This window comes from Sphingomonas citricola, assembly GCF_019429535.1.
Classification (GTDB): domain Bacteria; phylum Pseudomonadota; class Alphaproteobacteria; order Sphingomonadales; family Sphingomonadaceae; genus Sphingomonas; species Sphingomonas citricola.
Window position 1 is genome coordinate 479,194 of sequence record NZ_JAHXZM010000001.1, and the last position, 17,068, is coordinate 496,261.

Below are 17,068 nucleotides of genomic sequence, written 5' to 3' on the forward strand. Positions count from 1 at the left end.
GGAGGAGGTCAGTTAAGCGCAGGCGGGGCGGGCGGGGTGCGGAGCTGCTCGATCTCGCGGGACAGGTCGCTGCCGCTGTCGGTCGCGATCCGTTCGAGGACGCGGACCCGCGCCTCCAGCCGTTCGGTCTGCGCGGCATATTGCGCCGCCTTTTCCGCGGTCTGGGCGTTCAGCGCGGCGCCCATCACTTCCTTGTGCTGCAACCAGCGCTTGAACATTTCGCTGCCGATGCCGAGCACCACCACCGCGAAGACGGCGAGCCCCAGCAGAAACAGCGGTGCGATCATGTCATGCTCCATCGTTCCGGCTCCTTCAGCGATCGCGCAGCGCGTCGATCTCGCGCGCGGTGCGGGTGGCGGGATCGGTGGCGATGCGTTCGAGCACCGCGATCCGTTCCTCCAAGCGGCTGACCTTGCCGGTCAGCTGCTCGTTCTCGCTCGAGAGGAGCGCGATGTGGCGACTGGCGTTCGCGTCGATCTTGTCGATGTTGCGGCCCCAATCGTCGCTGATCGAGTAACCGTGCTTGGCGCGTATCCAGTTGTTGATGATCCACGCGGCCATCGACATCGCGATGATCGAGAGGACGAACCAGGGACCGTGCATTGTTCTTCTCCCCTTCTGCTCGCGGTCGCTCAGCGCAGGCTGTCGATCTCGTTGGCGAGCGCGCTGTTGCGGCTGGTGTAGTGCAGCTCGATGTCGGCCAGGCGTCGGTCGAGCTCGCGGAATTTCGAGCGGACCTCGGCGGTGGAACGCGTCGGGTTCGAGCGCACGCCCTGCCAGAATTTCTGGTCGGCGCGGTCCTGGTAGAGGTTGATGGGCTTCGCTTCCGCCATCCAGGCGACGAGCGCGTAAGCGATCAGCGTCCAGGGAAATCCGCCGGCGAGCGTCAGGAGGATCATCGCGATGCGGACCCAGATGACCTCGATCCCGGTATAGTCGGCGACCCCGGCGCAGACGCCCTTCCACTTTGCGTCCTGCTTATCGAGGTAGAATTTGGTGCGGCTGTCGGACATCAGTTCCTCCGTTCGAACGAGGGACGCTGTTGGCGGGTCGTCTCGAAGCGGGCGTCGCCGCCTTCGAGCCGGTAGTCGGGCTGGCCGCGGTAATCGGCCAGGCCGGGGCGGAAATCGGGATTGTCGGCGGCGACGATCCGCTCGACCGTGTTGACGCGCTCCTCGAGCCGGCGCGCGAGATTGTACATCTCGTCGAGCAGCCGCTCGTCCTCGTCGGTGATGCGCGGGGCGGTCTTCCACTTGGTGACGTAGTGGAAGATCAGCCACGGCAGCCCGATGAAGAGGATCGCGCAGACGAAGACGGGTGTCAGAAAGTCTTCCATGTCAGCGGTCCTTGTTCATGCGCGCCTTGAGCGCGGCGAGCTCGGCGTCGATCTTGTCGCTCGAGCGCAGTTCGTTGAATTCGTCCTCGAGCGTCCTGGGGGTCAGCCCCATCGCCTCGGCGCGGCCCTCCGCCTCGTCGGCGCGGCGTTCCAGAAGCTCGAAGCGGCTGAACGCCTCGTGCGTCTTGGGGCCGTTCCAGAGTTCGCGCAGGCGCGCCTTGGTGTTGGCGCTTTCCAGCCGTGTCGCGATCGCGTTCTGCTTGGTCCGCGCCTCGCGCAGCTTCGACTGGAGCTTGGCGATGTCCTCCTCGCTGGAGCGAAGCGTGTCGTCGAGCAGCCTGACCTCGTCGCGCAGTTGCTGCGCCATGTCGCCTGCCTTGCGGCGTTCGACCAGCGCGGCCTTCGCCAGATCTTCGCGATCCTTGCTCAGCGCCAGCTCGGCCTTCTCGGTCCAGCTATGTTCGAGTTCGGAGAGGCGTTCGATGTGGCGGCGCATCTCCTTGCTGTCGGCGATGGTGCGCGCGGCGGAGGCGCGGACCTCGACCAGCGTGTCCTCCATCTCCGAGATGATCATCCGGATCATCTTCGCCGGGTCGTCCGCCTTTTCGAGCAGCTCGGCCATGTTGGCGGCGACGATGTCGCGGGTTCGGGAGAAAATGCCCATGTAGATTGGACTCCTGGTGATACGCGCTTCTTACTCGTTTCCGACGGGGGCGAAAACGGCCGCCCGGCGCCGGTGTCGCGTCAAGCTAGGCGTGAGATGTGGGTGCCGTGCCCGATTGCGGTGGCGGGGCCGACCGCGCCGAAGAGCATGGTCGCGCTGACGACGATGGTGCAGGCGATGGCGGCGAGCTTGCTGGTGATCGTGGTCATTGGTGTAACTCCCTGTATGCGTTGTTGTCGCATGCTTTGCAGGGAGCGTGCCAAACGCCAAAATCTTTGTAAGACAGCGAGTTAGGTCGACATTCCGCCGTTGTGAGAATTGGGGGATTGCCAAGACTTGGCGAACTTTGCCAAGCATTGGTTCATGCGGCGAACCACGCAGGTCATCGGGCAATCGGGTGCCTTTCTCGACGCGCTGGAACGCGCGAGCCGTGCCGCCGCGCTTGACCGCCCGGTGCTGGTGATCGGCGAGCGCGGGACGGGCAAGGAGCTGGTCGCGGAGCGGTTGCATCACCTCTCGCCGCGCTGGAGCCAGTCGCTCGTAACGATGAATTGCGCGGCACTGCCCGAGACGCTGATCGAGGCCGAGCTGTTCGGGCACGAAGCGGGCGCCTTTACTGGCGCCACCAAGGCGCGTGCGGGGCGGTTCGAGGAAGCGGACGCGGGGACGTTGTTCCTCGACGAACTGGGTACGCTGTCGATGGGTGCGCAGGAGCGATTGCTGCGCGCGGTCGAGTACGGCGAGGTGACGCGGATCGGATCGTCGCGCGCGATGACGGTCGACGTGCGGATCGTCGCGGCCACCAACGAGCATTTGCCCGACCGCGTCGACGCAGGCACGTTCCGCGCCGACCTGCTCGACCGGCTGTCGTTCGAGGTCGTGACGCTGCCCCCCTTGCGCGCACGGCGCAGCGACATTCCGGTGCTTGCCGAGCATTTCGGTCGGCGGATGGCGTCGGAGCTCGGGCACGACGAATTCGTCGGGTTCGGTCCCAAGGCGACCGAGGCGCTGATGGATTATCGCTGGCCTGGCAACGTCCGCGAGCTGCGCAACGTCGTCGAGCGCGCGGTCTATCGCTGGGAAGAGGCGGGGCCGATCGACGCGATCGAGATCGACCCATTCCACTCGCCCTATCGCCCCGGAACCGCGAAACCCGCGACGCGCGACGAGGCGCCGGAGAGGAAACCGCGCGACATGCCCGCGGAGGATACACCGGTGGTCGCGTGCGAGGAGGGGCCGTCCGACTTCAAGGCGCGTGTCGCGCGGTTCGAGCGCGAGCTGCTCGCGCGCACGCTCGCCGAGCATCGCTTCAACCAGCGCGCGACCGCGGAGGCGCTGGGGCTCAGTTACGATCAGCTGCGCCACGCGCTGCGCCGGCACGACCTGATCGGAGCGGTTGCGTAACGACTTCGCCGGAGCCATTTGCGGGCGGTCGCGTTCACCTCGCGAAACCCATCAAGGAGGATTTCCATGGCGTTCGAACTGCCCCCGCTGCCGTACGACTATGATGCGCTGGAGCCGGTCATCTCGAAGGAGACGATGACGTTCCACCACGACAAGCATCACGCCGCCTATACCAACAAGCTGAACGAGGGTGTCGCCGCCGACCCAAAGCTGGAAGGCAAGTCGATCGAGGAGATCCTCGGTTCGATCTCGCAGCAGCCGCCGCTCGTCCGCAACAACGGCGGTGGGTATTGGAACCACGACTTCTTCTGGAAGATCATGGCACCCAAGGGTTCGACGCAGCCGTCGGGCAAGCTGAAGGACGCGATCGACGCCTACGGCGGGCTCGACAAGCTGAAGGAAGATTTCAACACCAAGGGCGCGGGCCAGTTCGGCTCGGGCTGGGCGTGGGTGATCGCGGACAAGGACGGCGCGCTCAAGGTCACGTCGACGCCGAACCAGGACAACCCGCTGATGGACGACGCCAAGGAGCCGGGCACGCCGATCCTGGGCAACGATGTGTGGGAGCACGCTTACTACCTGACCTACATGAACGACCGGCCGGGTTATCTGAAGGCGTGGTGGGACGTGGTGAACTGGGACGAGGCCGGGCGCCGGTACGAGCAGGCGGCGGGCTGAACATCCTGACGAAATAGCAGGGAGGGCGCGCCGGGTGGCGCGCCCTTTTTCGTGTCGCTCAGCCCTCGGGCGGAAGCGGTGGTTCCTGACCCAATTGCGCACCGTGGCGCAGCAGCATCGGCACGTTCGCGATCGCGAAAACGAGCGTCAGCGGGATCACCACCCACAATTTGTAGATCGCCCACAAATCCCATCCGCGTGACTTGCCGTAGAGTGCGTAGGCACCGCGCCACACGGCTTCGTTCGCGATCGCCATCGCGGCGAAGAACAGGATCCAGTTGATCGTCAGCCGCCGCCACCCGGCTTCGCTCAGGCCTGGATAAGTGCTGCCCAGCAGGTCGCGCAGCAGTGGCTTGTGCGTAACCAGCCCACCCAGCAGCACACCCGAGAGGAGCGCGTAGACGATCGTCGGCTTCATTTGGATGAAGCGCGCGTCGCGGAAATACATCGTCAGCCCGCCGAACACGAGCACCAGCCCGGCCGAGATCAGCAGCAGCGGCGGAACGCGTCCGAGCTTGACCTTCGCGAGCACCAGCGCCGCCGCGCTCGCGATCACGAAGGCGGCCGTCGCCAGGATCACGCGCGCCATCAGCAGCATCTCGACCTGCGCCATGCCGTCGAGCGCGTGGGTGAAATGCGACACGATCGCGCGCGCCGCGGTAGCGGGAACGAGGAAGTTGACGAGAAAGAAGACGACCAGCGGGGCGTAGTCGACGAGATGCTTGATGCCGGTGTTGGTCTCGGCAGGCGCGGCGGTGTCGCTCACTTGCGCGGCCCCGTGTCGACGCCCGCGATGATGCGGCTGACCTCGTTGGCGCTGAACGGGCGCAGGTCGTCCATCTGTTCGCCGACGCCGATCGCGTGGATCGGCAAACCATATCGCTCCGCCGCCGCGACCAGCACGCCGCCGCGCGCGGTGCCGTCGAGCTTGGTCATGACAAGCCCGGTAACGCCTGCGACCTCCTTGAACACCTCGATCTGGTTGAGCGCGTTCTGGCCGGTCGTCGCGTCGAGCACGAGCAGCACGTCGTGCGGCGCGGCCGGGTTGAGGCGGCCGAGGACGCGGCGGATCTTGGCGAGTTCGTCCATCAGCTCGCGCTTGTTCTGCAGCCGCCCGGCGGTGTCGACGATCAGCACGTCGGTGCCGATCTCGGTCGCTTTCTTGACCGCGTCCCACACGATGCCGGCGGCATCGCCGCCCTCCGGTCCTGTCACGATCGGCACGCCGATCCGCTCCGCCCAGGTGCGCAGCTGCCCGATCGCGGCGGCGCGGAAGGTGTCGCCCGCCGCGAGCATCACCGCGTAATCCTGTTCCATGAACAAATGCGCGAGCTTCGCGATCGTGGTCGTCTTGCCCGAACCGTTGACGCCGATGACGAGGATCACCTGCGGGCGCGGGAACGCCTCGATCTCGATCGGTTTGGCGACCTGCGCCAGCACCTTCTCGACCTCTTCCGCCACGACGACGCGGATGCCGAGCTCTTCCATGTTGCGCTCGAACGTCCCTTCGGACAGGCGCGCGCGGACGCGGGTCGCGGTTTCGGGCCCGAGGTCGGAGGCGATCAGCGCTTCCTCGATCTCGTCGAGCGTATCGTCGTCGAGCCGCGCGCCGCCCAGCCCCGCGAGGTTGCCGACGAGGCGGTCGGAGGTGCGGCGAAAACCGCCGAGCAGCTTGTCGTGCCAGCTGGTGCTCATTCAGGGGTCCCGATCAGGTGGGTGGGGGTAGCCGCGGTGACGCGGGCGTTGACGATGCTGCCGACCGGCCCGGCTGTGTCCAGGCGCAGTTCGGCGAAGGCAGGGGTGTGGCCGCGGTCACCCGGTCGCTCGATGAGGACGGGCTGTCGCGTGCCGATCTGCGCGGCGAGCCAAGCGGCGCGGCGCTCCGCGTTCGCCGCACGCAAGGCAGCGGCGCGCGCGCGCGCGATGTCGGGCGCGACCTGCGGCATCCGCGCGGCGGGCGTGCGATCGCGCGGGGAATAGGGGAAGACGTGCGCGTGCGTGATGTCGGCGTCGGCCACCATCGCAAGCGTGTTGGCGTGCGCGGCCTCGCTCTCGGTCGGGAAGCCCGCGATCAGGTCGGCGCCGATCGTGATGGCGGGACGCGCTGCCTTTAGCGCCTGCGCGAGTGCGATCGCCTGCCCGCGGGTGTGGCGGCGGCGCATCCGCTTGAGGATCAGGTCGTCGCCCGCCTGGAGCGAAAGATGGACGTGCGGCATGACGCGCGGCTCCTGGCTCAGCAGCGCGAAGAGGTGGTCGTCGACCTCGGCCGGGTCGAGCGAGGACAGCCGCAGGCGTTCGAGCCCGGGCACCTGTGCGAGCAGCCGCTCGACCAGCACCGGCAGGCGCGCGCCGCGGTCGTCGTAGCTCGTCAGGTCGACGCCGCTCAGCACCACCTCGCGCTGCCCGCCCTCGACCAGCATCGCGACATGGTGGACGACCTCGCCGATCGCGTCCGACCGGCTGCTGCCGCGTCCCTGCGGGATCGCGCAAAAGGTGCAGGCGTGGTCGCAGCCGTTCTGGACGCCGACGAAGCCGCGCGTGTGGCGCCGCGGCGGCGCGGCGTTGGCGCGCGGACCCCAGGTGGTGGGCAACAGCTTGGCGGCATTGGCGACGACGCGGTCGACCTCGGGCATCGCCGCGAACGCCACGCGATCCATGTCGGACGCGCAGCCGGTAACGATCAACTCGGCGGTCGGACGCTCGCGGCGCAGGCGGCGGATCGCGGCGCGCGTGTCCTTCACCGCCTGGTTGGTGACGCCGCAACTGTTGACCACCGCCACGTCACGCCCGTCGCCTGTGGCGTGGACGAGCTGGCGGATCGCCTCGCTCTCGGCGATGTTGAGGCGGCAGCCCAGCGTGATGACGGGCTGGGGGGAAACGGACATGGGCGCGATCTAGGGTCGGGGAGGGGGCAAGTCCACGGCGGCGGCGCGCCGGACGTGAAAAGGGCGCGGATGGCATGACCACCCGCGCCCTCTCGCACTGCCTCGGAAAAGGCAGCGTGCGATTACTCGGCGGCGGTTGCCGTCGGGCGGGTGTCGCGACGCTCGGCGATACGCGCCGACTTACCCGTGCGGCCGCGCAGGTAGTACAGCTTCGCGCGACGCACCGCGCCCTTGCGGACGACCGTGATCGATTCGATGTTGGGCGAGTAGAGCGGGAACACGCGCTCCACACCCTCGCCGAACGAGATCTTGCGGACGGTGAAGCTCGAGCCCATGCCCTTGTTCGAACGCGCGATGCACACGCCCTCGTAGTTCTGGACGCGGGTACGCTCGCCCTCGACCACCTTCACGCCGACGCGCAGCGAGTCGCCGGCGCGGAATTCGGGGATCTCGCGCTTCGCGACGAGCTTGGCGATCTGCTCGGCTTCGAGCTGCTGAATCAGGTTCATAAAAGTTCAACCTTCGTCATCGTGCCGCGCGCCAGAGGGCGGTTGGACCCGAGCGCCGGAGTGACGCTCCCACAGGTCCGGCCGCCGTAGCCGTGTATCGGTCTCCGCCCGAAGCTTGCGCCAGGCGGCGATCCTCGCATGATCCCCCGATCGCAGCACTTCGGGGATCGTGCGCCCTTCCCATTCATATGGTCGGGTGTAGTGCGGATATTCGAGAAGGCCGCTTTCGAAGCTTTCCTCGTCCCCACTGGAGGCCGCGCCCATTACGCCCGGAACGAGCCGGACGCAAGCGTCGAGCAGCACCAGCGCGCCCATTTCGCCGCCGGACAATACGTAATCGCCGATCGACACCTGCTCGATCGCGCGCGCGTCGAACAGGCGTTCGTCGAACCCCTCGAACCGGCCGCACAGGATGATCGCGCCGGGCCCGGCGGCGAGCGTGCGCACGCGCTGCTGGGTCAGCGGCCTGCCGCGCGGTGTCATGGCGAGGACCGGGCGATCATCGGCCACCGCGTCGAGCGCGCTTGCGACGATATCGGCGCGCAGCACCATCCCCGCGCCGCCGCCCGCGGGGGTATCGTCGACGGTGCGGTGGCGGTCGGTCGCGCTGTCGCGAATGTTGACCGCGTCGAGCGACCACAATCCGTTGCCGAGCGCGCGCCCGGCCAGCGCGTGACCGAGCGGTCCGGGGAACATATCGGGGTAAAGCGTCAGGACGGTGGCGTGAAAGGGCACGGGCAGGCGGGTTTCCGACGGAATGATCGCCGCTCAGTCGGGGATGACGCACGCCCGGTCAACCGCGCGGTCGTCTCCCCGCGCACCTGTCCAACCAGGATGCGATCATTGCTCGGTGACGAAGGACAATTCTTCCGCCGGGCCGACCTTCTGCTCGCCCGCGAAGATGCGGTCGATCCGCGCCTCGATCTCGCGGCGCTGCTCGCGCGAGCAATAACGGCGATAGGGCCCGATCAGCAGTTCGTCGGCGATCGCCTTTTTGACGTTGCCGAGGCCTTCTTCGCTGAGCGCGTTCGATTTGCGCAGCTCGATGCACAGCTGGATCAGCCCGACCGCGGTCGCCTGCGCGCGCAAACCGACGTTGGTCACGTCGTTGTGCAATTGTTTCTGCTTGTCGGATGGCTGGCCCACGCATCGTCTCCTTCGCACGCTGCCGCGCTCGACCGGCGGCTTGCGCAAAATAAAGCATGAAAGCCGGTCGATGTTCAATGTGGTCGGTCGCGCGGTGATCGCCCGCGCGCGACGGCGACCTTGCTTGTGGGGGCGGGATCGGCTAGGGCGCGCGCCACGTTCGATTGGCGAACGCTTGAGCAACGCGTCCTTCGTGGCGCACGCTGGCCGGCGAGGTTTCGCCCGCCGGCGCTTTTGCGTTTGGCGGCAGGCGGATTTGGTCGATCGTCGGCAAGCGGCATCGACGGAAGGGATTTGGATGTTCGAGAGCCTGAGCGATCGTCTTGGTGGAGTGTTCGACCGGCTGCGTGGCCGTGGCGCGCTGACCGAGGCCGACGTGCGCCAGGCGATGCGCGAAGTCCGCATCGCGCTGCTCGAGGCCGACGTGGCGCTGCCCGTCGCGCGTCAGTTCGTCGACAAGGCGACCGAGGCGGCAATCGGGCAGAACGTGCTGCGTTCGGTCACCCCCGGGCAGCAGGTCGTCAAGATCGTCAACGACGCACTCGTCGAGATGCTGGGCGGCGACGACGCGGAGGCCGCCGAGCTGAAGCTCGACGTCGCGCCGCCCGCGGTCGTGATGATGGTCGGCCTGCAGGGTTCGGGCAAGACCACGACGACCGCGAAGATCGCGCGGCGTTTGTCCAAGGGCTCGATCACCGGGCGTGCGACGAAGAAGGTGCTGATGGCGTCGCTGGACGTCAATCGCCCGAACGCACAGGAGCAGCTGGCGACGCTCGGTACGCAGGTCGAGGTGGCGACGCTGCCGATCGTCGCGGGGCAGCAGCCGGTCGACATCGCCCGGCGCGCGCTTCAGGCGGCGAAGCTGCAGGGCTTCGACGTGCTGATGCTCGACACCGCGGGCCGTCTGCACGTCGATCAGGCGCTGATGGACGAGATGAAGGCGGTGGCCGAGGTCACGACGCCGAACGAGATCCTGCTCGTCGTCGACTCGCTCACCGGTCAGGACGCGGTCAACGTCGCGCAGAACTTCTCCGAACAGGTGCCGCTGACGGGCGTGGTGCTGACCCGCATGGACGGTGACGCGCGCGGTGGTGCCGCGCTGTCGATGCGGGCGGTGACGGGCAAGCCGATCAAGTTCGCGGGCGTCGGCGAGAAGATGGACGCGCTGGAAGCGTTCCAGCCGAGCCGCGTCGCGGGCCGCATCCTGGGCATGGGCGACGTCGTCAGCTTGGTGGAACGCGCCGCCCAGGCGATCCAGCAGGAAGACGCCGAGCGGATGACCGCGCGGCTCGCCAAGGGTCAGTTCGACATGAACGACCTGCGCGCGCAGCTCGGTCAGATGCAGCGGATGGGTGGTCTCGGCGCGCTCGCGGGGATGCTGCCGGGCATGAAGGGCGCGCAGAAGGCGATGCAGTCGGGCGCGGTCGACGAGAAGATCCTGTTGCGCATGGACGCGATGATCACGTCGATGACCGCCAAGGAACGCGCCAAGCCCGAGCTGATCAACGCCAAGCGCAAGATCCGCATCGCCAAGGGGTCGGGCACCAATGTTCAGGAGGTCAACAAGCTCCTGAAGATGCACCTCGAGATGCAGACCGCCATGAAGAAGATCAAGAAGATGGGCGGAATGAAGGGGTTGCTCGGGATGCTCGGCAAGGGCGGTCTCGGCGGGCTCGGTAACGCGCTCGGCGGTGCGGAGCTGGGCGACATGATGTCCAAGGCGGGCGGGCCGGGCGGCAGCCTAGCGGGGATGCCGGGGCTGCCAGGTGCCAAGGGGTTGCCGGGCGCTGGTCCGGGCGGGCTGCCGGGTCTGCCCGGCGGGTTCAAGTTCAAGAAATAAGGTTCACGTGCCCGCCGCGGCGGGCGTCACGATCGAAGAAGGAAGAAGACTAACATGGCACTGAGCATTCGTCTGTCGCGTGGTGGCTCGAAGAAGCGTCCGTACTACCGCATCGTCGTCGCCGATGCGCGTAGCCCGCGTGACGGCAAGTTCATCGAGAAGATCGGCAACTACAACCCGCTGCTGGGCAAGGACGACGAGAAGCGCGTCGTGCTCGACGCCGAGCGTGCGAAGCACTGGATCGGCGTCGGCGCGCAGCCGACCGACCGCGTCGCCCGCTTCCTCGACAAGGCAGGCGTCAAGGAGCGCGCCGCGCGCAACAACCCGACCAAGGGCAAGCCGGGCGAGAAGGCGACCGAGCGCGCCGAGGAGCGTGCGGAGAAGCTGAAGGCGGCGCAGGAAGCCGCCAACGCCCCGAGCGAGCCGGCGGCCGAGACCGAGACGGCCGAGGCCTGAGCCCGGCATGGCCGGCCGGGTGCGAACTCGGCCGGCCGTGGTACGGACCGGCACCGGATCGGTCATCGCGCGTTTCCCCTCTCATCACGAGAGGAGTAGGCCGTGACCGACCCGAACCAGCCATCGCACGAGCATGACGACCAAGACGCCACGAACCAGGGGGCATCGTCCACCGAGCCCGCCGAAGGCGCCGACGACGCCCCCGGTGGCGACGACGGCTCCCCGGCCGCCGCGTGACGCCCGCGCGCCGGCGGTCACCGCACAAGCGGTACCGCCGGGGCAGGTCGTGCTTGCCGCGATCACCGGCGCGCACGGCGTCGGCGGCGAGGTGAAGCTAAAGGTCTTCGCCGAGCAACTGGAGGCGCACCGCTCGTTCAACGACGGTGCGCTGACGCTCATGTCGCTGCGCAACGGCAACATCGCGCGGTTCAAGGAAATCGCCGATCGCGGCGCCGCTGAGGCGACGCGGGGCACGGTGCTGACGGTGGCGCGCGATGCGCTGCCCCTGTTGGCCGAGGGCGAATATTATCACGCCGACCTGATCGGCCTTTCCGCCGTATCGACCGATGGCGACGCGCTTGGCCACGTAGTCGCGGTCGAAAATTTCGGTGCGGGTGACGTGATCGAAATCGAACGTCCACCGGTCGATGGTCGTCCGGGTAAGCGCTTCATGGTGCCGATGAGTGCGGTACCGGAGTGGGACCACACGAAAATGGTGATCGAGGCCGCGTTCGTCGACTGAGCGGGTCAGCATGCGCTCGTGCCCTAAATTCTGAAGTCCATCACCCGAACGAAAACCCGCCGCCTCAGCGCCGGAGCGGCCTCTGCTCATCGAGCATGTTGCGGATCGTGGTCGCCGCGACGCCTGCCTCGCCCATCGCGTGGCTGATCTGATCCAGTCCCTTCACCACGTCACCCGCGGCAAACAGGCCGGGAATGCTGGTGCGCTGATGGTCGTCGACCTCCAGACAACCGGTATCGGTCGCCTTTGCCCCCGCCTCGATCGCGAGGCGCGAGCGGATGCGCGAGCCGAGCGCGGGATAGACGCTGTCGAACGCCATGCGCCCGCGCGCGGTGTCGAAGGCGAGGCGGTCGCCCTCGATCGCGTAATCCCCGCACGGTCCGTTGACACGTGCGATACCGGCCTCGTCCAGCTTCGCGGCGCAGGCGGGGTCGAGCGCGTGTTCCGCCTCGGGGGCGACGAGCGTCACGTCGCGGGTGTAGCTGCGCAGAAACAGCGCCTCGCGCGTGCCGTGTTCGCCCGTGCCGATCACGCCGACCTTCTTGTCGGTCACCTCGAACCCGTCGCACACCGGGCAATAGCGCAGCAGCCCGCGTTCGAGCGCGGGATCGTGGACCTCGGGCAGCAGATGCCGCGGGCGATGGTTGACGACACCCGTCGCGAGCAGCACGGCACGCGCGCGGTAAGCCCCGTCGGCCGTTTCGAGCGCGAGGGCGTCGACGTCGAGCCGCAGCCGCTCGACGCGGTTGCCCTCGCGGTGGACGCCGTATTTCTCCGCCTGCGCAAGCATCCGCGCGAGCAATTCCTTGCCCGCGATCCCGTCCGGGTATCCGGCATGGTTGCGCGTACACGGGATCATCGCGGCCCGACTGGAGCCACAGTCGAACAGCCGCACGCGCAAGTGATAGCGCGCGAGGTAGATCGCAGCGGTCAGCCCCGCAGGGCCGCCGCCGATGATGATGCAATCGTCGGTGGTCATCGCGCGGGCAACACGGCGTAACGATTAGGGTTCCGCGTGGACGTCGTAATGGCGGCGGGTGGCCTATCGCGCAGCCTGTCGCTAATCGGGACCGCGACAAGCCGCAGCAGCGCGGCGCGGAGGATGAGATGCGGGCATGGTGGAGCGTGGGTGTGGCGGCGGTGGCGATCGCGTGCACGGTCGGGGGCAGCGCGGTGGCCGCTGATCGTACGGGCACGACGCCCGCCGGCAAGGCTCGGGCGAGCGCGTCGACGCTGACGCTGGCGCGCGTGTTCGGCAGCCCCGACCTCGCCGGACCGCAGCCGCAGTCGCTGCGGCTATCGCCCGACGGCACGCTGCTGACCTCGGTGCGCAACCGCGCGGACGAGCGGCAGCGCTACGATCTGTGGGCGCTCGATACGAAGACGGGCGCGGAGCGGATGCTGGTCGACAGCAAGAAGCTGGGCAGCGGTGCCGAATTGTCCGAGGCCGCCAAGATGCAGCGCGAGCGCGATCGCTCGCTGACCGGCAAGACCGGCGTGCTCGAATATGACTGGTCGCCCGACGGGCAGAGCCTGCTGGTGCCGATCGACGGCGAACTGTTCCTGGCCGGGCGCGACGGCAGCGCGCGCAAGCTGGAGGGGACGCAGGGTGCGCTCAACCCGACGATCAGCCCGCGTGGGCGCTACATCGCGTTCGTCCGCGACCAGAACCTGCAGGTTGCGCCGCTCGCGGGTGGCGCGGCGAAGGCGGTGACCAAGGGCGGCGCGGGCACCGTTCACTGGGGCGAGGCCGAGTTCGTCGCGCAGGAGGAAATGGACCGCCGCACCGGTTACTGGTGGTCGCCCGACGAGCGCTACATCGCGGTCGAGCGCTTCGACGAGGCGCCGGTCCATGTCGCGACGCGCGCCTCGATCGGGGCGTCGGGGACGAGCATCTACCAGCAGCGCTATCCCGCGGCGGGGACGCCCAACGCGGTCGTCGACCTGTACGTGATGAAGCCCGACGGGTCGGGGCAGGTGAAGGTCGACCTCGGCACTGATCCCGACATCTATCTGGCGCGGGTCGACTGGACCCCCGATGGCTCGGCGCTGCTCGTTCAGCGCGAGAACCGGGCACAGACGCGGCTCGACATGCTGCGCGTCGATCCCGCGACGGGCAAGTCGAGCGTCATCTTTACCGAGCAGTCGGGCGCGAAGAGCTGGATCAACCTGACCGACGCGTACCGCGTGCTGGCCGACGGCAGCGTGCTGTGGCGGTCGGAGCGCGACGGGTTCGGGCATCTGTGGCTGTGGCGCGCCGGCGCGTGGCAGCAGTTGACGAACGGGCCCTGGGTCGTGACCGGGCTGGTCGCGGTCGACGAGGCGGCGGGGCGCGTCTACTTCCTCGCCAACAAGGACGACGTGCTCGAGCAGCAGCTCTACGCGCTCGACCTGAAAACCCGCGCGGTGACGCGGCTGACCGAGCGCGGCTGGTGGAATTCGGCGACCGCGGACGGATCGGGCACGCGGTTCATCGTCACGCGCTCGAACCCGCAGCAGCCCGCGCAGACCTATCTGGCGGATGCGAGCGGGAAGCGCGTCGCGTGGATCAACGAGAACCGCGTCGCGGGCGATCACCCCTACGCCCCGTTCATGGCGGCGCACCGCCCGACCGAGTTCGGGACGTTGAAGGCCGCGGACGGGACGCCGCTCTACTGGCAGATGATCACGCCCAAGCTGGTCAAGGGCCGCCGCTATCCGGTGTTCTTCCAGCATTACGGCGGGCCGCACAGCCAGCAGGTGATGCGCAACTGGAACGGCGCGCTGGCGCAATATCTTGTCAGCCAGGGCTGGATCTTCTTCCAGCTCGACAATCGCGGCTCGATCAACCGCGGCAAGGCGTTCGAGGACACGATCTATCACGCGATGGGGACGGTCGAGGTCGAGGACCAGAAGGCGGGGGCGGATTATCTGAAAACGCTGCCGTTCGTCGATGCGGGCAAGATCGCGACCTATGGCTGGTCGTACGGCGGTTACATGTCGGTCAAGATGCTCGAGAAGACGCCGGGCGTGTACGCGGCCGCAGTGGCCGGCGCACCGGTGACCGACTGGCAGCTGTACGACACGCATTACACCGAGCGGTACATGGGCGACCCGCGCCAGGTGCCTGAGGCTTATGCCGCATCGGGTGCGGTCGCGGACGCGGCGAAGATCCGCGACCCGCTGCTGCTGATCCACGGCATGGCGGACGACAATGTGTTCCTTGACAATTCGACCAAGCTCGCGGCCGAATTGCAGAAGACCGCGACGCCGTTCGAATTGATGATGTACCCGGGCCAGACGCACCGCGTCGGTGGCCCCGGCATCAGCGAACATCTGTGGACGACGATCCTGAACTTCCTCGACCGCACGGTGAAGAACAAGCCGGCGGGCGGGAAGGGCGCGGCCAAGTAAAGCTTGGTTGGCGCGGGATGCGCGACGCGGTTAAGGCGGCAGCGATTGATTGAGGAACTGGGTTGATGGGTTACCGGGTGGTGGTCGCGGGTGCGACCGGGAATGTCGGACGTGAGATGGTCAACATCCTGGCCGAGCGGCAGTTTCCCGCCGACGAGATCGCGGTGCTGGCATCGTCGCGCAGCCAGGGCGACCAGATCGAGTATGGCGACACCGGGCGTATGCTCAAGGTGCAGAACATCGAGCATTTCGATCCCGCGGGTTGGGACATGGCGTTGTTCGCGATCGGCAGCGAGGCGACCAAGGTCTACGCGCCCAAATTTGCCGCGGCGGGCTGCACCGTGATCGACAATTCGTCGCTCTATCGCATGGACCCCGACGTACCGCTGATCGTACCCGAGGTGAATGCCGACGCGATCGACGGTTATCGCGCGAAGAACATCATCGCCAACCCCAATTGCTCGACCGCGCAGATGGTGGTGGCGCTGAAGCCGTTGCACGATGCCGCGACGATCAAGCGCGTCGTGGTCGCGACCTACCAATCGGTGTCGGGCGCGGGCAAGGTCGGCATGGACGAGCTGTTCGAGCAGAGCCGCAACATCTTCGTCGGCGATCCCGCCGAGGCGAAGAAGTTCACCAAGCAGATCGCGTTCAACGTCATTCCGCACATCGACAGCTTCCTCGACGACGGGTCGACCAAGGAAGAATGGAAGATGGTGGTCGAGACCAAAAAGATCCTGGGCGCGAAGATCAAGGTCACCGCGACCTGCGTTCGCGTCCCCGTCTTCGTCGGCCATTCCGAGGCGCTGAACGTCGAATTCGAGAACGAAATCTCCGCCGAGGAGGCGCAGCGGATCCTGCGCGAGGCGCCGGGGGTCATGCTGATCGACAAGCGCGAGGACGAGGGATACATCACGCCGATCGAGGCGGCGGGCGACGACGCGACCTATGTCAGCCGCGTGCGCGAGGACCCGACGGTCGACAATGGCCTGTCGCTGTGGTGCGTCAGCGACAATCTGCGCAAAGGCGCGGCATTGAACGCGGTGCAGATCGCCGAATTGCTCGGGCGGCGTCATCTGAAGAAGGCGGACTGATCCCCATGCGGCGCGCGGCGGCGGGGCTGATCACGCTCCTCGCCGTGTCGGCGTGCCAGCCCAATCCACGCAACGAGATCGCGGCGATCGCCGACGTGGCGATGGAAGAGGTGGCGCGGACCGCGCCGGGGCAGAAACTGTGTGTCGACCGCGTCATCGCCCCGTGGCAGCCGGCTGCCGACGTGCGCCGCGTCGATCCGCCCGCGCCGCCAGGATATGCCGACCTCTACGCGCGCGGCGCCTTCCGCGGCGGGGGCGGCATCAGCGGTACGACGGTCGGTGGCGTGCCTGTCGGCGCCGCGCCGTCGTGCTTCGATCTGCGCGGCCCGCTGGTCAGCGGTGATCGGGCGATGATCGAGGTGCATCTGCCGGGCACCGGGCTCAACGTGTGGGAGCGACGCACCGACGGGGTCTGGCGCGTGGTGACGACGACGACGAGCGTCTATCCCGGTTGACCGGCGTTTCACGCTTTTCACGGAGGATACGCCGGTGGGCGAGCAGATGACCGGCGGGTGCCAGTGCGGCCGGGTGCGTTACACCGCGCAGGTGGAGGGCGACGACGCATATCTGTGCCACTGCCGAATGTGCCAGCGCGCGACCGGCGGCGTGGCGGCGGCGTACAAGCAGGTGGTGCGCGACACGGTCACGTGGACGCGCGAGCCCGACCGGTTCGCCTCCTCGCCGATCGCGCGGCGCGGGTTCTGTGCGGCGTGCGGCACGCCGCTGACGTTCGAATATGTCGACAGCCCGGCGGACGGACGCCCCGCGAAGATCGACCTGATGCTTGGCAGTTTCGACGAACCGTCACGGTTCCGCCCGACGTCGCATTTCGGTTGGGAAAGCCACCACGCGGCGTGGCTCGACAGCGCAGGCTTGCCACGGCTGCGCAGCGACGAATATCAGCCGCTCGTCGCCAAATAG

At 67.7% G+C, this 17,068-nt stretch carries 23 protein-coding genes; 10 read left to right on the plus strand and 13 right to left on the minus strand.

Going from position 1 to position 17,068, the window contains the following annotated elements:
• Positions 1-8 precede the first annotated feature (8 nt).
• The 6 genes from KZ810_RS02370 to KZ810_RS17135 form a co-directional block, all read right to left on the minus strand.
• On the minus strand, positions 9-287 hold the full coding sequence (locus KZ810_RS02370) for a hypothetical protein (protein ID WP_373369128.1): 279 nt from the start codon (positions 285-287) through the stop codon (positions 9-11).
• A 25-nt stretch (positions 288-312) separates the two neighbouring features.
• Positions 313-603, minus strand: a complete 291-nt coding sequence (locus KZ810_RS02375; protein WP_219767372.1) for a hypothetical protein — start codon at positions 601-603, stop codon at positions 313-315.
• Between the two features lie 29 nt (positions 604-632).
• A complete protein-coding gene (pspC, locus tag KZ810_RS02380; RefSeq protein WP_219767373.1) occupies positions 633-1,013 on the minus strand; it encodes an envelope stress response membrane protein PspC in 381 nt (126 codons plus the stop codon).
• A complete protein-coding gene (pspB, locus tag KZ810_RS02385; protein WP_219767374.1) occupies positions 1,013-1,336 on the minus strand; it encodes an envelope stress response membrane protein PspB in 324 nt (107 codons plus the stop codon). The genes pspC and pspB overlap by 1 nt, the downstream gene beginning before the upstream one ends.
• A gap of 1 nt (position 1,337) precedes the next feature.
• On the minus strand, positions 1,338-2,000 hold the full coding sequence (gene pspA, locus KZ810_RS02390; RefSeq protein WP_219767375.1) for a phage shock protein PspA: 663 nt from the start codon (positions 1,998-2,000) through the stop codon (positions 1,338-1,340).
• 80 nt (positions 2,001-2,080) lie between these two features.
• On the minus strand, positions 2,081-2,209 hold the full coding sequence (locus KZ810_RS17135; RefSeq protein ID WP_258044293.1) for a hypothetical protein: 129 nt from the start codon (positions 2,207-2,209) through the stop codon (positions 2,081-2,083).
• A gap of 154 nt (positions 2,210-2,363) precedes the next feature.
• Between KZ810_RS17135 and pspF the strand changes: the two genes are divergently transcribed.
• The gene (gene pspF, locus KZ810_RS02395) at positions 2,364-3,404 is read left to right on the plus strand and encodes a phage shock protein operon transcriptional activator (RefSeq protein ID WP_219767376.1); all 1,041 of its coding nucleotides are present in this window, start codon (positions 2,364-2,366) and stop codon (positions 3,402-3,404) included.
• A gap of 66 nt (positions 3,405-3,470) precedes the next feature.
• Positions 3,471-4,082: a superoxide dismutase gene (locus KZ810_RS02400; RefSeq protein WP_219767377.1), complete on the plus strand. Its 612-nt coding sequence runs from the start codon at positions 3,471-3,473 to the stop codon at positions 4,080-4,082.
• A gap of 58 nt (positions 4,083-4,140) precedes the next feature.
• Here the strand turns inward: KZ810_RS02400 and KZ810_RS02405 are convergent, their stop codons facing one another.
• From KZ810_RS02405 to KZ810_RS02430, 6 genes are all read right to left on the minus strand, one after another.
• The gene (locus KZ810_RS02405; protein WP_308461469.1) at positions 4,141-4,848 is read right to left on the minus strand and encodes an inner membrane-spanning protein YciB; all 708 of its coding nucleotides are present in this window, start codon (positions 4,846-4,848) and stop codon (positions 4,141-4,143) included.
• A complete protein-coding gene (ftsY, locus tag KZ810_RS02410; protein ID WP_219767378.1) occupies positions 4,845-5,777 on the minus strand; it encodes a signal recognition particle-docking protein FtsY in 933 nt (310 codons plus the stop codon). The genes KZ810_RS02405 and ftsY overlap by 4 nt, the downstream gene beginning before the upstream one ends.
• Positions 5,774-6,967 (minus strand): MiaB/RimO family radical SAM methylthiotransferase, encoded by a 1,194-nt coding sequence (locus tag KZ810_RS02415; protein ID WP_219767379.1) that lies wholly within the window; start codon positions 6,965-6,967, stop codon positions 5,774-5,776. Before KZ810_RS02415 ends, ftsY begins: the two co-directional genes overlap by 4 nt.
• A gap of 122 nt (positions 6,968-7,089) precedes the next feature.
• Positions 7,090-7,476: a 50S ribosomal protein L19 gene (gene rplS / locus KZ810_RS02420; RefSeq protein WP_219767380.1), complete on the minus strand. Its 387-nt coding sequence runs from the start codon at positions 7,474-7,476 to the stop codon at positions 7,090-7,092.
• Between the two features lie 6 nt (positions 7,477-7,482).
• Entirely contained in the window at positions 7,483-8,211 is a 729-nt protein-coding gene (gene trmD / locus KZ810_RS02425) for a tRNA (guanosine(37)-N1)-methyltransferase TrmD (RefSeq protein ID WP_219767381.1), read from the minus strand.
• Between the two features lie 105 nt (positions 8,212-8,316).
• Positions 8,317-8,622 carry a hypothetical protein gene (locus tag KZ810_RS02430; RefSeq protein ID WP_219767382.1) on the minus strand — a complete coding sequence of 102 codons (306 nt, stop codon included), beginning with the start codon at positions 8,620-8,622 and terminating at the stop codon, positions 8,317-8,319.
• A gap of 298 nt (positions 8,623-8,920) precedes the next feature.
• On the opposite strand from KZ810_RS02430, the gene ffh reads away from it, so the two are divergent.
• The 4 genes from ffh to rimM all read left to right on the plus strand — a co-directional run bounded on the left by ffh (position 8,921) and on the right by rimM (position 11,660).
• Positions 8,921-10,462, plus strand: a complete 1,542-nt coding sequence (gene ffh, locus KZ810_RS02435; protein ID WP_219767383.1) for a signal recognition particle protein — start codon at positions 8,921-8,923, stop codon at positions 10,460-10,462.
• Positions 10,463-10,516: 54 nt separating this feature from the next.
• Positions 10,517-10,918 carry a 30S ribosomal protein S16 gene (gene rpsP / locus KZ810_RS02440; protein WP_219767384.1) on the plus strand — a complete coding sequence of 134 codons (402 nt, stop codon included), beginning with the start codon at positions 10,517-10,519 and terminating at the stop codon, positions 10,916-10,918.
• A gap of 102 nt (positions 10,919-11,020) precedes the next feature.
• A complete protein-coding gene (locus tag KZ810_RS17140; protein ID WP_258044294.1) occupies positions 11,021-11,155 on the plus strand; it encodes a hypothetical protein in 135 nt (44 codons plus the stop codon).
• Positions 11,124-11,660: a ribosome maturation factor RimM gene (gene rimM / locus KZ810_RS02445; RefSeq protein WP_373369130.1), complete on the plus strand. Its 537-nt coding sequence runs from the start codon at positions 11,124-11,126 to the stop codon at positions 11,658-11,660. The genes KZ810_RS17140 and rimM overlap by 32 nt, the downstream gene beginning before the upstream one ends.
• 64 nt (positions 11,661-11,724) lie before the next feature.
• Here the strand turns inward: rimM and KZ810_RS02450 are convergent, their stop codons facing one another.
• Positions 11,725-12,639 (minus strand): NAD(P)/FAD-dependent oxidoreductase, encoded by a 915-nt coding sequence (locus tag KZ810_RS02450; protein WP_219767386.1) that lies wholly within the window; start codon positions 12,637-12,639, stop codon positions 11,725-11,727.
• A 128-nt stretch (positions 12,640-12,767) separates the two neighbouring features.
• Between KZ810_RS02450 and KZ810_RS02455 the strand changes: the two genes are divergently transcribed.
• The 4 genes from KZ810_RS02455 to KZ810_RS02470 all read left to right on the plus strand — a co-directional run bounded on the left by KZ810_RS02455 (position 12,768) and on the right by KZ810_RS02470 (position 17,068).
• The gene (locus tag KZ810_RS02455; protein ID WP_219767387.1) at positions 12,768-15,053 is read left to right on the plus strand and encodes a S9 family peptidase; all 2,286 of its coding nucleotides are present in this window, start codon (positions 12,768-12,770) and stop codon (positions 15,051-15,053) included.
• 65 nt (positions 15,054-15,118) lie between these two features.
• Positions 15,119-16,147, plus strand: a complete 1,029-nt coding sequence (locus KZ810_RS02460; RefSeq protein WP_219767388.1) for an aspartate-semialdehyde dehydrogenase — start codon at positions 15,119-15,121, stop codon at positions 16,145-16,147.
• A 5-nt stretch (positions 16,148-16,152) separates the two neighbouring features.
• Positions 16,153-16,602: a hypothetical protein gene (locus KZ810_RS02465; RefSeq protein WP_219767389.1), complete on the plus strand. Its 450-nt coding sequence runs from the start codon at positions 16,153-16,155 to the stop codon at positions 16,600-16,602.
• A gap of 34 nt (positions 16,603-16,636) precedes the next feature.
• Positions 16,637-17,068, plus strand: coding sequence for a GFA family protein (locus KZ810_RS02470; RefSeq protein WP_219767390.1), 432 nt, complete (start codon positions 16,637-16,639; stop codon positions 17,066-17,068).

Coding starts and splice junctions, on each gene's coding strand:
- KZ810_RS02450 (WP_219767386.1), bottom strand. CDS start 12,639: ATGACCACCGACGATTGCATCATCATCGGCGGCGGCCCTGCGGGGCTG.
- ffh (WP_219767383.1), top strand. CDS start 8,921: ATGTTCGAGAGCCTGAGCGATCGTCTTGGTGGAGTGTTCGACCGGCTG.
- pspC (WP_219767373.1), bottom strand. CDS start 1,013: ATGTCCGACAGCCGCACCAAATTCTACCTCGATAAGCAGGACGCAAAG.
- ftsY (WP_219767378.1), bottom strand. CDS start 5,777: ATGAGCACCAGCTGGCACGACAAGCTGCTCGGCGGTTTTCGCCGCACC.
- KZ810_RS02460 (WP_219767388.1), top strand. CDS start 15,119: ATGGGTTACCGGGTGGTGGTCGCGGGTGCGACCGGGAATGTCGGACGT.
- KZ810_RS02455 (WP_219767387.1), top strand. CDS start 12,768: ATGCGGGCATGGTGGAGCGTGGGTGTGGCGGCGGTGGCGATCGCGTGC.
- KZ810_RS02400 (WP_219767377.1), top strand. CDS start 3,471: ATGGCGTTCGAACTGCCCCCGCTGCCGTACGACTATGATGCGCTGGAG.
- pspB (WP_219767374.1), bottom strand. CDS start 1,336: ATGGAAGACTTTCTGACACCCGTCTTCGTCTGCGCGATCCTCTTCATC.
- KZ810_RS02465 (WP_219767389.1), top strand. CDS start 16,153: ATGCGGCGCGCGGCGGCGGGGCTGATCACGCTCCTCGCCGTGTCGGCG.
- KZ810_RS02370 (WP_373369128.1), bottom strand. CDS start 287: ATGATCGCACCGCTGTTTCTGCTGGGGCTCGCCGTCTTCGCGGTGGTG.
- KZ810_RS17135 (WP_258044293.1), bottom strand. CDS start 2,209: ATGACCACGATCACCAGCAAGCTCGCCGCCATCGCCTGCACCATCGTC.
- pspF (WP_219767376.1), top strand. CDS start 2,364: ATGCGGCGAACCACGCAGGTCATCGGGCAATCGGGTGCCTTTCTCGAC.
- KZ810_RS02375 (WP_219767372.1), bottom strand. CDS start 603: ATGCACGGTCCCTGGTTCGTCCTCTCGATCATCGCGATGTCGATGGCC.
- KZ810_RS02415 (WP_219767379.1), bottom strand. CDS start 6,967: ATGTCCGTTTCCCCCCAGCCCGTCATCACGCTGGGCTGCCGCCTCAAC.
- rpsP (WP_219767384.1), top strand. CDS start 10,517: ATGGCACTGAGCATTCGTCTGTCGCGTGGTGGCTCGAAGAAGCGTCCG.
- pspA (WP_219767375.1), bottom strand. CDS start 2,000: ATGGGCATTTTCTCCCGAACCCGCGACATCGTCGCCGCCAACATGGCC.
- rplS (WP_219767380.1), bottom strand. CDS start 7,476: ATGAACCTGATTCAGCAGCTCGAAGCCGAGCAGATCGCCAAGCTCGTC.